The 14,102-nt window shown below is 70.2% G+C and carries 11 protein-coding genes; 7 read left to right on the forward strand and 4 right to left on the reverse strand.

Going from position 1 to position 14,102, the window contains the following annotated elements; genetic code table 11:
- The first annotated feature begins 310 nt into the window (after positions 1-310).
- The gene (locus HL658_RS25985; RefSeq protein ID WP_180285293.1) at positions 311-1,198 is read left to right on the forward strand and encodes an RNA polymerase factor sigma-32; all 888 of its coding nucleotides are present in this window, start codon (positions 311-313) and stop codon (positions 1,196-1,198) included.
- A 42-nt stretch (positions 1,199-1,240) separates the two neighbouring features.
- On the opposite strand, the gene HL658_RS25990 is transcribed toward HL658_RS25985, so the two are convergent.
- The 4 genes from HL658_RS25990 to HL658_RS26005 form a co-directional block, all read right to left on the reverse strand.
- Complete coding sequence (locus tag HL658_RS25990) at positions 1,241-3,106, reverse strand: adenylate/guanylate cyclase domain-containing protein (protein ID WP_180285292.1); 1,866 nt, start codon at positions 3,104-3,106, stop codon at positions 1,241-1,243.
- Positions 3,103-3,834, reverse strand: a complete 732-nt coding sequence (locus HL658_RS25995) for a TerC family protein (protein WP_180285291.1) — start codon at positions 3,832-3,834, stop codon at positions 3,103-3,105. Before HL658_RS25995 ends, HL658_RS25990 begins: the two co-directional genes overlap by 4 nt.
- Before the next feature lie 153 nt (positions 3,835-3,987).
- Positions 3,988-4,395, reverse strand: coding sequence for an RNA-binding S4 domain-containing protein (locus HL658_RS26000; RefSeq protein WP_180285290.1), 408 nt, complete (start codon positions 4,393-4,395; stop codon positions 3,988-3,990).
- Positions 4,396-6,915, reverse strand: a complete 2,520-nt coding sequence (locus tag HL658_RS26005) for a helicase-related protein (RefSeq protein WP_180285289.1) — start codon at positions 6,913-6,915, stop codon at positions 4,396-4,398.
- A 144-nt stretch (positions 6,916-7,059) separates the two neighbouring features.
- On the opposite strand from HL658_RS26005, the gene HL658_RS26010 reads away from it, so the two are divergent.
- The 6 genes from HL658_RS26010 to hemA all read left to right on the forward strand — a co-directional run.
- A complete protein-coding gene (locus tag HL658_RS26010) occupies positions 7,060-8,586 on the forward strand; it encodes a hypothetical protein (RefSeq protein WP_180285288.1) in 1,527 nt (508 codons plus the stop codon).
- Positions 8,587-8,723: 137 nt separating this feature from the next.
- A complete protein-coding gene (gene htpG / locus HL658_RS26015) occupies positions 8,724-10,607 on the forward strand; it encodes a molecular chaperone HtpG (RefSeq protein ID WP_180285287.1) in 1,884 nt (627 codons plus the stop codon).
- Positions 10,608-10,983: 376 nt separating this feature from the next.
- Positions 10,984-11,400 carry a HEPN domain-containing protein gene (locus HL658_RS26020; protein WP_180285286.1) on the forward strand — a complete coding sequence of 139 codons (417 nt, stop codon included), beginning with the start codon at positions 10,984-10,986 and terminating at the stop codon, positions 11,398-11,400.
- A complete protein-coding gene (locus HL658_RS26025; RefSeq protein WP_211109847.1) occupies positions 11,375-11,740 on the forward strand; it encodes a nucleotidyltransferase domain-containing protein in 366 nt (121 codons plus the stop codon). The genes HL658_RS26020 and HL658_RS26025 overlap by 26 nt, the downstream gene beginning before the upstream one ends.
- A gap of 95 nt (positions 11,741-11,835) precedes the next feature.
- Positions 11,836-12,990, forward strand: coding sequence for a flavodoxin-dependent (E)-4-hydroxy-3-methylbut-2-enyl-diphosphate synthase (ispG, locus tag HL658_RS26030; RefSeq protein ID WP_180285285.1), 1,155 nt, complete (start codon positions 11,836-11,838; stop codon positions 12,988-12,990).
- 112 nt (positions 12,991-13,102) lie between these two features.
- Positions 13,103-14,102 (forward strand): glutamyl-tRNA reductase (hemA, locus tag HL658_RS26035; protein WP_180287676.1); only part of this gene is annotated, 1,000 nt, incomplete at its 3' end.

Consider the following 14,102-nt stretch of genomic DNA (forward strand, 5'->3'; position numbering starts at 1 on the left):
ATTGCCGGCTCCATCGCACCCTCGTGCGGTGGACTGACCGCGTGAGGCGGTTTGCCGGACGTTCCGTGGCCTCTCCGACCCCCGATCCATGACCCGGTGAAGCGCCGCTCGCGCAGCTGTGATCGCGTGTGTCTTCTGTTTCGACTCGAAACCGATGTATAGTGCTTTGGTGGGGTGATCCGAACCACCGGTGTGCATCGTATGAACAGGCAACAAGCGCGGACGAAACGCTGTTGACCTCGAAAGAGACGCTGAACGGGCGCATGAAAGTGATGGAAAGCGACCGCCCAGACGGGAAGGGAAGGGACGGATGGCTTATATCGATGATCCAGAGACACAGAAGGCCAATCTGAGCTTCATCAAGGCCTCGATGCGCGAGCCTTTGCTGACTCGCGACCATGAATTCGAATTGGCCCGCAAATGGCGGGAGGGCGCGGACGAAAAGGCGCTGCACAGTCTGGTGCGCGCCTACACCCGGCTGGTCGTCGCGACCGCGTCACGCTTTCGCAACTATGGCCTGCCGATGGGCGACCTGGTGCAGGAGGGCAATGTCGGGCTGATGCAGGCCGCCAGCCGCTTCGAACCCGACCGCGAGGTGCGTTTCTCCACCTACGCCGCGTGGTGGATCCGCTCGGCCATGCAGGACTACATCCTGCGCAACTGGTCGATCGTCCGCACCGGCACCACCGCCGCGCAGAAATCGCTGTTCTTCAACCTGCGCCGCCTGCGCGCCCGGATCGAGAACGCGACCCAGGGCCAGGGACTGACGCGGGAAGGCCGCGCCTGGATCGCCGAGGAGCTCCAGGTCGACATCGCCGACGTGGAGGCGATGGAGATGCGGCTGGCCGCCAGCGACCAGTCGCTGAACTCCCCCGTCGCCGACGGGTCCGACGAGGACTGGCAGGACTTCCTGGCCGACCAACGCCCGTCGCCGGAGGATGTGGTCATCGGCATGCGCGACTCGACCACCCGGTCGCAGTGGCTGGCCGACGCGCTGGGCGAGTTGAGCCCGCGCGAACGCACCATCATCCAGGAACGCCGGCTGCGCGAGGAGGGGGCGACGCTGGAGGAGCTGGGCCGCGAACTGGGTGTCAGCAAGGAGCGGGTGCGCCAGCTGGAGCACCGTGCGCTGCTGAAGCTCCGCCAGTCCATGCTGAAACGGGTGTCGGCTTTCGACGAGCTTCTGGTCGACGCCTGACCGGGCATCCCGTCGCCCAGGTCCGCCTGGCGGGCGGAGCGGTCACGCCGCGGGGGCATCCGGCGGCGTGACCGCTTCGTCCGTGGCCACCCGCCAGATTTCGCACGTGCCATTGCGGCCGCGCAGCGCCCGGTGCCCGATGCAGGTCATCGGCACGGCGTCGCCGGCGCTGTGCGCGGTGGTGCCGCTCGCCAGCACGATCACCTCGTCGTCACCCTGGATGCGGGAGGCCAGTTCCTCGACCCGTGCGGCCACGTTCACGGTGTCGCCGACCATGGTGTAGTTGATGCGGCTGGCCGAGCCGATGTTGCCCACCACGGCCATGCCCGAATGCATGCCGATGCGCACGCGGATCGGCGGCAGACCGGCACCCGTGCGCCGCCGGTTGTCGGCGGCGATCGCCCGGGCGATCGCCCGGCCGGCGCGCAGAGCCCGCGCGGCATGGTCCGCCTGCTCGTCCGGCGCGCCCCAGAAGGCCATGATGGCGTCGCCGATGAACTTGTCCACCGTGCCGCCCTCCGCCTCGATGCAGTCGGCGAGCTGGGTGAAATGGGCGTTCAGCAGGGCCGCCGTCTCCGCCGCCCCCATATGCTCGGCCAGCGCCGAGAAGCCGCGGATGTCGGTGAACATCACGGTCACCGCCCGCTCCTCCGACAGCAGGGTCATGCTCTGGCCGCTGCGGTGCATCAGCCGCAGCACCAGCGCCTTCGGCACATAGGTCTCGAACCAGCGCAGCCCCGCCACCATGCTGTTGAAGGCGGTGGCGGCGCGCGCCAGCTCGCGCACGCGGCTGTCGGGAATGTCGGGGACGGCGCGGAACTCGAAGGCACGGATGCGGTCGGCGGCGTCCGACAGGCGGGCGATCTGCCGGCTGATGCGCCGGCCGACGAACAGTGCCGCCCCCACCGAGATCAGCAGGATGCCGATGCCGGTGGCGGCGGTGACGTCGAGCCGCTTCAGCTCCTGGTTCACCTCCGACTCGCGGAAGGTGACACCGACCAGCCAGTCCTGCTGGCCGTATCCGGACATGCGGCGCAGCAGCATCAGATGCTCCTCGCCGGCCACGGACACCACCCGCCCCTCGATGCGATGGGCCTCCACCTCGAAGGTCCTGCCCTTGGACCACAGGGCGGCCAGTGCGGGATCGTCCATCTGGTCGATGCGCGGCAGCGGCGGCCCGTTGGAGCGACCGGAAAAGTCGAATTTCCGCGCGCCCAGCGTGGAATGGGCCAACACATGCTCGTTGTCGTAGAGCACGAAGGCGTTGATGCCCTGCTCCACATAATAGGCGGACAGGAAACGGGACAGGTCGTGCAGCGACACCCCGATCGCCACCTGCCCGAGATAACGCCCGTCCCGCCGCACCGGCTGGAGCAGGATCAGCAGGCTGGTCCCGAACTCCTTCGACCAGATCGGATCGAGCCAGACCGGGGTGACGCGGTCGGGACCGTTGCGCCATTCCGGCTGCAGATCCTTGACCGTGCGGAGGTCGATCGATTCGGTGCGCAGGCTGCCGTCGACGCGGGTGGCACGGGTGCCGGTCAGGTCCGCCCGGACGAAGCCGACGCCGGTCACGTCCGGAATGCCGGCCAGCGTGCCCCGCACGGTGTCGAACAGGCGCTGGTGATCGGTGGGGTCCAGCTCGCCCCGCTCCACCAGCCCGGCCAGGAAGCGCGCGGCGTTGGCGGCCGGGTCGAGCTGGTGGCGGACCCGCACCTCGACGTTCGCCAGGATCAGCGACGCCTTGTCGCCCAGCAGCGTGTAGGTGTTCTGGGTGGCGCTGGTCAGGCCCAGCGCCAGCACGCTCGCCACCGCAAGCAGCATGAGCGTGCCGAAGCCGCCGACCAGGATCGCGGCGATGGGCAGGCGCACACGGCCCCGCCCGGGCAGCCGCAGCCTTATCCTCATCCCTGCGCCGCCTTCGCCCTCTTGCGCCGGCCGGCGGCGATCAGGTTGAGCGATTCGACCAGCGCCGAGAAGGCGATGGCGAAGTACAGGTAGCCCTTCGGGATGTGGAAGCCCATCCCGTCCGCCACCAGCGCCACGCCGACCAGCAGCAGGAAGGACAGCGCCAGCATCTTCACCGTCTGGTGCCGGTTCACGAAATCGCCCACCGGCCCGGCGGCGAACAGCATCACCGCCATGGCGATCACCACCGCGGTCACCATCACCTCGATGTGCTGCGCCATGCCGACCGCGGTGATCACGCTGTCCAGCGAGAAGACGACGTCGAGCAGCATGATCTGGAAGACCACCCCGCCGAAGGTCGCCACCGCCTTGGCAACGCCGGCCTCCTCCTGGCCCTCCACCGTGTGGTGGATCTCCATGGTGCCCTTGGCCAGCAGGAACAGCCCGCCGAGGATCAGGATCAGGTCGCGCCCCGACACCCCGTGCCCCAGGATCTCGAACAGCGGCCGGGTCAGCGTCGCCACCCAGGCGATGGAGGCCAGCAGCATCAGCCGCGTGATCAGCGCCAGCGCCAGCCCCACCTGACGCGCCCGGTGCTGCTGGTGCGCCGGCAGCTTCGACGCCATGATGCTGATGAAGATGATGTTGTCGATCCCGAGCACGATTTCGAGCGCGGTCAGGGTCAGCAGGCTGGCCCACGCCTGCGGGTCGGCGAGAAGGTCGAGCATGGCGGCGGTCGGAACTCCGGTGGTGCGTCGGCGACGCGTTCCGGATGAAACACCGGAACCGGCCCCTCCGGCGCGGGATTGCAGCGCAACATGAGCTTGACCGCGGGCAAGTTCAATGGTGGCGCGGGCCTGTGTGCGGCCCGGACGGGGCGCCTACTCCTCCCCCCGCAGCCGCTCCAGAGCGCGGCGGTCGCGCTTGGTGGGGCGTTCGCCGCCGCCGTGGGGCAGGGCGGTCTCCGGTGCCGGGGGGGACAGGTCCTCGTAGAGGGTCTGGGCCTCCGGAGCGGGGCCGCGGCGGAGGCCCAGCGCGCGGATGCGGATGACGCGGATGTGGCGGCCCTGCGGGAAGGTCAGGACGTCGCCGGGCTTCACCGCGTGGTGGGCCTTGGTCACGACGGTGCCGGAGCAGCGCAGCGCGCCGCTGGCGCACAGCTTCGCGGCGAGGCTGCGGGTCTTCAGGAAGCGCGCGTACCACAGCCACTTGTCGAGCCGCAGCCGGCCGGCGCCGGGGTCGGGGAGGCCGTCGTCGGGGGTGTCGTCGCGCTCGTCCTGGAATGCCATTCAGCCGGTTCCCTGGAGCTGCCGGAGTTTCGCGAAGGGGTGGTCGGGCGCGGCCGGCTTGTGGCGGCGGTCGCGGCGTGGGGCGGGACGGCGGCGGCTCCAGGTCACGGCCCCGTCCTCGGCGACGTGGCGGGTGTAGCCGATGGCGCCCAGCACCGCCTCCGCCTCCTCCTCGGCCACGCCCAGAAGGGGACCGAGCGGCGGCGGGGGCGGGGCGTCGGGGGCGGCAGGCTTGGCACGCTCCATCATCGTGTGCTCCAGCCGGTCCAGCATGTCGACGCGAACCGCCAGCGGCCCCGCGGCGGGATAACCGATGGCCTCCCAGAAGCCGGCCGGCACGGTGGGGTCGGCGGGAACCGAGACGCGGCCGGGGGCCGGCACCGGGGGCGGCAGCGCCATCCCGGCGTGCACCGCCCACAGCAGCCCGCGCAGCGCCACCGCCGCCGGCTTGGCCAGCGCCGGCAGATAGACATGACGGAAGCCCAGCCGGACCCCGTGCTTCCACAGCGCCTTGCGGTCCTCCTTCTCCAGCAGGTCCGCCAGCCCGCTCACCGGCGCCCGCGGCAGGGTGCCCAGCGCCTCGATGAGCTGGAAGGCGAGGCCGCGCGCCGGGCCACCGAGGTCCTTGGCCTCGGACAGCGCGAACAGCGGCCGCAGCCGGTGGGCGATGTGCGCCTTCACCCAGCGCTCCAGCCGCGCCCGCACCCGGTCGGACTGCGGCTGGTCGAGCAAGGCTTCCGGCAGCGGCGCCACCACCGGCGCCAGCACCGACGCCCCCGCCGCCAGCCGCGCCACCGGAACGCCGGTCCAGCTCAACGACCCGTCGGGGCCGAGGGCGAAGGCCTCGTCCGGATCGCCCTCCAGCGTGCGCAGGCGGTTGCCGATCTCGTCGCGCAACGCGCGGCGGGCGGCGGTCAGCAGGGCCTTGGCCTCGTCGGAGCGGTCGGGGGCGTCGGGAACGAAGCGGAAGCCTTCCAGCCGGCCGACCGTGTGCCCCTCCACCACCACCGCGCCGTCGGCCCGCACCCCGCCCAGCAGGTCCCGCCCCTCGGCAAGGGTGCGGGCGAGCACGGCGGAGCGGCGGTCGATGAAGCGCTGGGTCAGCCGCTCGTGCAGGGCATCGGACAGCTTGTCCTCGATGGCGCGGGTGCGCTCCTGCCAGTGCAGCGGGTCCTTCAGCCAGGACGGGCGGTGCGAGATGTAGGTCCAGGTGCGGATGTGGGCGATGCGCGCCACCAGCGCGTCGATGTCCCCCTCCGTCCGGTCGAGGTTGGCGATCTGCTTGGCGGTCCAGTCCTCGGCCAGCACGCGGGGGCCGGTCATCAGCGCGCGATAGATCTGGCCGAGCAGCCGGGTGTGGGCGTCCGACAGCACCTTGCGGAAGTCGGGGATCTGGCAGACCTCCCAGAGCTGCTGCACCGCCGCCCTGCCGCGGGCGAGATCCATCACCTCGTGGTCGCGCACCAGCGCCTGCAGCGCCAGATGGTCGTCGGCCTCGCGCGCGCGGATCAGCTCGGCGATGGGCGCGCGCTCCTCCAGCGACTTCAGCAGGAAGCCCGGCGTCTCGAAGCGCAGCGCGCTGTTGCGCCACATCAGCGCCTTCAGCGTCTCGAACTCGTGGTTCTCCACCCGCTGCACGAGGTCCGGCTCCAGCTCGCCGGTCTGGTCGGTGGTGCCGAAGGTGCCGTCGCGCATGTAGCGGCCGGCGCGGCCGGCGATCTGCGCCACCTCGGTCGGGCGCAGCCGGCGCGGCGCGATGCCGTCGAACTTCACCAGCCGGGCGAAGGCCACATGGTCCACATCCATGTTCAGGCCCATGCCGATGGCGTCGGTGGCGACGAGGTAGTCGACCTCCCCCGCCTGGTAGAGCCCGACCTGGGCGTTGCGGGTGCGTGGGCTGAGCGCCCCCAGCACCACGGCGGTGCCGCCGCGCTGGCGGCGGATCAGCTCCGCCATGGCGTAGACGTCGGTGGCGGAGAAGGCGACGACGCAGCTTCGCGGCGGCAGCCGGGTCAGCTTCTTGTGGCCGGCGTAGGTCAGCTTGGAGAAGCGCGGGCGGCTGATGAACTCGCAGCGCGGCACCAGCCGGCGGATCAGCGGCTGGATGATGTCGGAGCCCAGCACCATGGTCTCGACCAGGCCGCGGGCGTTGAGCAGCCGGTCGGTGAAGATGTGGCCGCGCTCGGGATCGGCGCAGAGCTGGATCTCGTCCACCGCCAGGAAATCCACCGGCCGGTCGAGCGGCATCGATTCGACGGTGCAGACCCAGTAGGACGGGTTGGGCGGCAGGATCTTCTCCTCCCCCGTCACCAGTGCCACGGCGTTGCGGCCCTTGATGGTGACGATGCGGTCGTAGTTCTCGCGCGCGAGAAGCCGCAGCGGAAACCCGATCATGCCCGTGCGGTGGCCGAGCATCCGCTCGATGGCCAGGTGGGTCTTGCCGGTGTTCGTCGGCCCGAGCACCGCGACCACGCGGCTCCCGGCGGCCCCCGCCCCGGACGGGGTGAACAGGGTTGTCATGGGCCTAAGCATTGGACCGACCGGGGTACAATGCAAGCGGGAGGGTGGCCGTGCGCCGCACCAGTGGACCCGGCCCGCGTATCGCGCTTTACTGCCGGTCGCCGGCCCGGTGCCGGCACCGACGCCCTTCCCCGAGAGGAACCGATGAACCGCCCGTCGCAGCACCCCGCCGCCGCCATCGCCCTTGCCGTGCTGCTGGCCTCGGCGTCGGTCCCCGCCCTGGCCCAGGGCCAGCCCGCCCCGCCGGTGACGCCCGAGGGCGCGCAGGAGGTGGCGAAGCTGCTCAAGGAGGGGCTGGTGCAGTGGCTGCAGTCGCCCGACGGCCCGGCGGTGGAGTTCCAGGGCGATCCCCTGGTGATGCCGAGCGGCGACCGCTACGCGGTGGCGCTGCCGGCCTTCGCGGTCAAGGACAAGGACGGCAGCCGGCTCGACGTCGGCGCCATCCGGGCCGAGGTGACGCCGCTGCCCGACCGCAGCTACGGCCTGACGGCGACGCTGCCCAGCACCTACACCTTGCGCAAGGGCAACGACGTGCAGGCGACCATCTCGCTCGGGCGCCAGCAGCTCAAGGGCGTGTGGTCGGCGGCTTTCCAGAACTTCCTGTCGGTGGACGCCGCCCTCGGCGACCTCAAGCTGACGGCGGCGGAAGAGGACGTCGAGATGACGCTGGGCTCCGTCTCCGTCACCCAGGATCTGCGCCCCGACGGCGGATCGGTGTTCAGCGGCCCGGCGGCCATCGCCGTCAGCAACCTGTCGGTGACCGATTCGGAAGGGGACGAGTACATGTCGCTCGGCGGGCTGACGATGGAGGGTGTCTACACCCGCCTGGACCTCGCCAAGGTCGCCCGCATCACCGAAATGGCGGAACAGGCGGCCAGGACCAAGCGGGATCCGTCGCCCGCCGCGGTGCTGGAGGCGATGCGGGGCATCCTCGGCGGCGCCACCATGCGGATGCGCGCGGTGGACGTCTCCGTCTACGACCCCGATTCCGACAGCACGGTGACCATCGGCCAGTTCTCCATGCGTGGCGGGGTCGAGGATCTCGACCGTGCCGTCGCCACCGTCACCCTCGGGCTGGACGGGCGCGGCCTTGGCATCGATCCGACGCCGGGTCCGGCGGAGCTGATGCCGGACAGCCTCGCCATCCAGATCTCGCTCAACCGCATCCCGGCCGAGGTGCTGATGGGCGTCGCCAACGACATGGTCGCCGCTCCCGGCGGCGCCGGTGATCCCACCGGCCCGGCCCTGGCCGCCCTGACCCAGGCGGGGACGGAGCTGCGCATCGACACGCTCGACCTGAACCTGCCGATCGCCGCCGCCAGCGTCACCGGTGCCGGCCAGTTCACCCAGGGTGCGGCGTTCGGCGCGACCGGGGGTGTGGTGGTGACCGTGCGCGGGCTGGACGCGGCGGTGAAGCAGCTCCAGCCCAAGCCGGGAAAGAAGCCCGACCCGTCGGTGCAGGAGACGCTGGGGGTGCTCACCATGCTCCAGGCGCTGGGCCAGCAGGGCCGCGACGCCCAGGGGCGCGAGCAGCGCACCTACAAGATCGACGTGACGCAGGAGGGCCAGTTCCTGCTGAACGGCGCCGACATGATGCCGCTGCTGGGCATGGGCTCCGGCCAGCCCCAACCCCAGCCCCAGCAGGGACCGCGGGGTGGCCTGAAGCCCTGACGGCGGGTCCGTGGCTGCGCCGCTCCGCCGCAGTGGGCGGAGCGGGCGATCCGGGGGGTTGCACAACGGCGCCTTTTGCACATATCTGCGCCGTTCGAACCCCCTGATGTTGCAACCACGGACAAGATGGTGAACCGATGACCGAGGAACGGCTCAGTTTTCAGGCCGAGGTCAGCCGCCTGCTCGACATCGTCGCGCACTCGCTCTACAGCGAGAAGGAGGTCTTCCTGCGGGAGCTGGTCTCCAACGCTTCCGACGCCTGCGACCGGCTCCGCTACGCCGCGCTTACCCAGCCCGAGCTGTCGGCTGACGACCCGGCGCTCAAGGTGCGGCTGATCGTTGACAAGGACGCGCGCACCCTCACGGTCGCCGACAACGGGATCGGCATGAACCGGGAGGATCTGGTCGAGAATCTCGGCACCATCGCGAGGTCCGGCACCGGCGCCTTCCTGCGCCAGCTCAGCGGCGACGCCAAGAAGGACGTCAGCCTGATCGGCCAGTTCGGCGTCGGCTTCTACTCCGCTTTCATGGTCGCCGACCGCGTCACCGTCACCACCCGCAAAGCCGGGGAAAGCCAAGGCTGGCGCTGGGAAAGCGACGGCAAGGGCGAGTTCACCGTGGGCGAGGCGGCGGACGCCGCCCGTGGCACCCGCGTGACCCTGCACCTGCGCGACGGCGACGACGAGTATCTGGAGGAGCACCGCCTCTCCGCCATCGTCCGCAAGTATTCCGACCACATCGCCCTTCCCATCCTGTTCGGCGAGGGTGACGAGGCCAAGACGCTGAACAGCGCGTCGGCCCTGTGGATGCGCTCGAAGAGCGAGGTCACGGCGGAGCAGTACAAGGAGTTCTATCACCACGTCGGCCACGCCTTCGACGACCCGTGGCTGACCCTGCACTGGCGGGCCGAGGGCGCCATCGAGTACACGAACCTGCTGTTCGTCCCGACCTCCAAGCCTTTCGACCTGTTCGACCCCAAGCGCGCGCACCGGGTGAAGCTCTACGTCCGCCGCGTCTTCATCACCGAGGGGGCGGAGGGGCTGCTGCCGCCTTACCTGCGCTTCCTGAAGGGGGTGGTGGACAGCGAGGATCTGCCGCTCAACATCAGCCGCGAGATGCTCCAGCACAACCCGATGCTGGCGAAGATCCGCTCCGGCATCGTGCGGCGCGTGCTGTCGGAGCTGAACCGCAAGGCGAACGACGCCGAATCCAAGGAGGCCTATGAGGGCTTCTGGGAGAATTTCGGCGCGGTGCTGAAGGAAGGCGTCTACGACGACTACGAGCACCGCGACGATCTGTTGAAGCTGATGCGCTTCCGCACCACCGCCGGCGACGGTCTGGTGTCTCTGGAGGAGTATGTCGGCCGCATGAAGGAGGGGCAGGAGGCGATCTTCACCATCTCCGGCGACGACATCGACAGCCTGCTGAAGAGCCCGCAGCTCGAGGGCTTCCGCGCCAAGGGCGTGGAGGTTCTGCTGCTGACCGACGCGGTGGACGAGTTCTGGGTGCCCGCCGTCGGTGCCTACAAGGAGAAGCCCTTCAAGTCCGTCACCCGCGGTGGGGCCGAGCTCGGCAAGATCAAGGCCGCCGACAAGCCCGAAGACAAGCCGGAGGAGACGCCGGCCGAGGGCGGGCTGACCGACCTGCTGGCGCTGCTGAAGCTGGCGCTGGGCGAGGAGGTGAAGGACGTCCGCAAGTCCGAACGCCTGACCGACAGCGCCGTCTGCCTCGTCGCCGACGACAACGACATGGACATGCATCTGGAGCGGCTGTTGAAGCAGCACAAGCAGCTCGGCATGGGCATGGGGCCGTCCAAGCGCATCCTGGAGGTCAACCCCGGCCACCCGCTGATCAAGCGGCTGGGCGAGCTGGCGACGCGGGAGGGGGCTGCGACCGGGCTGGACGACGCTGCGTGGCTGCTGCTCGACCAGGCCCGCATCGTCGAGGGCGAGCCCCTTCCCGACCCCGCCGCCTTCGCCCGCCGGCTGGCTTCGGTGATGGCGCGGGGGGTGTCGCTGTAAGACGGTTCCGTGACTCTCACCCCCTTGACAGTGTCCGCGAAGAGGAGCACGCTTCCATCCATAGAACGAACGGTCGAGGTGAACACGGCAAGACACATCCGAGAACTCTGGCACCGGCCGGAGGTTGATGAGAACCAGTCATTCCGTAGCTTGGAGGGTGATAACTGTCATGACTCCGCCTGCGCATGTTCGGTGACGGTAACGAAAGCCGTCAACACATCTTCGGATCAACTTGCCTGACCGACGTCAGGATCACGGAAGCCTAAGCGCAACCGCATGAAGCCCCCAGCGCATTGCGCCGGGGGCTTCGTTGCGTTGTGGAACAGGTTTTGACAGGCCAGGGCGCCGTGGCCCATTGTGGCGTGCGGAGGGATCGATGGTCATGGATCGCGCAACGGCGTGGCTGCGGCAGGCGACGAGCGATCTTGCCCAGGCGCAGGATTCGCATGCCGCCGGACGCTACGAATGGGCCTGTTACGCGGCTTCTCAAGCTGGTGAGAAGGCGCTCAAGGCCGGCCTCATCGCCTTGGGTGCGGAGGCGATCTGGGGTCACAATCTGGCGGCTCTCCTCGATCGCCTGAATCGCGAGGCGGGTCTAGCGAAAGACCCCGCGTTGTTGGACGACGCTCGCATACTGACCCAATTCAACACACTTGCGCGCTATCCGGTCGGCGACGAAGCCGTGGCGCCGACCGATTCGATGACCCGGTCGCAGGCAGAGGGCGCCATCGCCGCCGCTGAACGCATGTTGACGATGGTGACACGCGATGTCTGTTCCGCTCCTCCTCTCTGAACGCGCCATGGCGGTGCGCCGGAGACGGCGAGCCGAACTCATCGATGCGCTGCGTACGACCCTTGCCGCCGCCCCGCCCCACGGCGTCCGCGTCGTCCGCCTGTTCGGGTCCTGGGCGCGCGGCGACTTCGACGGCCGTTCCGACATCGACCTGCTGGTGACGACCGACGACGGAGTCGCCTTCGATGGCCGCGACCTTCCCCATGCCGAGCGGCTGGACGTGGTCACGGTTACGGCCGACCGCCTCGAACGCCTGCTGGCGTCAGGGCATTCCTTCTACGGGCCGGCGCTGAACGAGGCGGTGACCTTGTACGAGCGCGGGGACGGCATGCCCCGCTGAACCCTTGCCAAGCCCGCCCGCCATACGCACTTCTGGGCTGGGCGCGTGTGCGCTATAACGCGCCCGTCCCCGGTGACCGCCCGAAGGCCAAGCCCATGAGCAGTGTCCGCCCCTACCGTCAGATCCACCGCCGCAAGTCCCGCCAGATCCGCGTCGGCAACGTGCTGGTCGGCGGCGATGCACCGATCTCGGTGCAGACGATGACCAACACGCCGACCCCCGACGTGAAGGCGACGGTGGAGCAGATCCTGGCGGCCGAGCGGGTGGGGGCGGACATCGTGCGCGTCTCCTGCCCCGACGTGGAATCGACGCAGGCGCTGAAGGAGATCGTGCGGCAGGTCAACGTGCCGGTCGTCGCCGACATCCATTTCCACTACAAGCGCGCCATCGAGGCGGCGCAGGCTGGGGCGGCCTGCCTGCGCATCAACCCCGGCAACATCGGCTCCGCCGACCGCGTGCGCGAGGTGGTGAAGGCCGCCAAGGACCATGGCTGTTCCATGCGCATCGGCGTCAACGCCGGCTCGCTGGAGCAGGACCTGCTGGAGAAATACGGCGAGCCCTGCCCCGAGGCGATGGTGGAGAGCGCGCTTGACCACGCGAAGATCCTGGAGGACCACGACTTCCGGGAGTTCAAGATCTCGGTCAAGGCGTCCGACGTGTTCCTCGCCGTCGCCGCTTATCAGGGCTTGGCAGAGGCCTGCGACTACCCACTGCACATCGGCATCACCGAAGCGGGCGGCCTGCGCGCCGGCACCGTGAAGTCGTCCATCGGGCTCGGCATGCTGCTGTGGTCGGGCATCGGCGACACCATCCGCGTGTCGCTGTCGGCCGACCCGACGGAGGAGGTGCTGGTCGGCTACGACATGCTGAAGACGCTGGGGCTGCGGCGGCGCGGGGTGACGGTCATCTCCTGCCCGTCCTGCGCCCGCCAGCGCTTCGACGTCATCAGGACGGTGGAGGTGCTGGAGCAGCGCCTCGCCCACATCACCACGCCGATGACGGTGTCGGTGATCGGCTGCATCGTCAACGGCCCCGGCGAGGCGCGGGAGACCGACATCGGCTTCACCGGCGGCGGCAACGGCGTGCACCAGGTCTACATCGCCGGCCAGCCGCACCACCGCCTGCAGAACGAGGAGATCGTCGGCCACCTCGTCTCGCTGGTCGAGCGGAAGGCCGCCGAGCTGGAAGCCGCCAAGGCCGCCGCCGAGGCCGCGGAGACGGCGGGGGATACCGTGGTGGCCGCCGAGTGACGCGGCTTTGTGCTTGTTGACCCGCATCCATCTGTGGTCATGTGTGAACGGGGTTCCATCCCGCGGCGCCGGGGTTCGCACGGCTGACTGAGCCGCGGCAGCGGGTTGCGGCGTGATCACCAGCTATTTCGTCATCGGCGCCAATCACCGGACCAGTTCGGGCGCACTGCGCGACCGGCTCGCGACCGAGGAGGTCGAGACGCCGGAGCTGCTGGAGCGCCTGCGCGGTCTCGGCTTCGACCAGGCGCTGTGGCTCAGCACCTGCGACCGGGTCGAGCTGCACGCCGCCCACAGCCGCCCGCTGGAAGCGGCGCTGGCCGCCGCCGGATGCATGGCCGAGCGCGCCGGGCTGGAAGCGGCGGACTTGTCGGGCCAGCTTTTCACCCTGACGGGTGCCGCCGCGGTGCGCCATCTCTTCGCCGTCGCCTGCTCGCTGGACAGCCAGGTGGTGGGGGAGCCGCATGTGCTGGGGCAGGTCAAGGCCGCCCACCGCATGGCGTCCTCGGCCGGCCTGACCGGGCCGGAGCTGGAGGCCGAGCTGCAGGCCGCCTACGCCACCGCCAAGCGCGTGCGCAGCGAAACGCCGATCGCCGAGGGCGCTACCTCCATCGTCGCCGCGGCGGTCCAGGTCGCCCGCGACGTGCACGGCGATCTGAAGCGTGTCTCCGCCCTGGTGCTCGGCACCGGGGACATGGGGGCGATGGTGCTGGACGGTCTGCGCGAGGCCGGGCTGGAGCGGGTGACGGTCGCCGCCCCCGTGGACCGCCGGGCGGAGGCGGCGGCCCGCCGGACGGGCGGCCACTTCGTCCGCTGGGACGATCTGGAGCAGGCGCTGCCCACCGCCGACATCGTGGTGGCGGCGGTCGGGCTCGGCCGCTATGTGCTGACGGGCGCGATGATGGACGCGGCGATGAGACGCCGCCGGCGCCGCCCGGTCTTCGTGGTGGACACCGGCGTGCCGGCCGACGTGGAGCCGGGGGTGGCCGATCTGCGCGAGGCCTTCGTCTACGATCTTGCCGATCTGGAGCGTGTGGCGCTCGCCGGCCGGGTGGGGCGGGAGGCGGCGGCGCGCGCCGCCTGGGCCATCGTCGACGAGGCGGTGAACGCCTTCG

Origin of the sequence: Azospirillum oleiclasticum (genome assembly GCF_013423485.1) — a bacterium.
GTDB classification, from domain to species: Bacteria; Pseudomonadota; Alphaproteobacteria; order Azospirillales; family Azospirillaceae; genus Azospirillum; species Azospirillum oleiclasticum.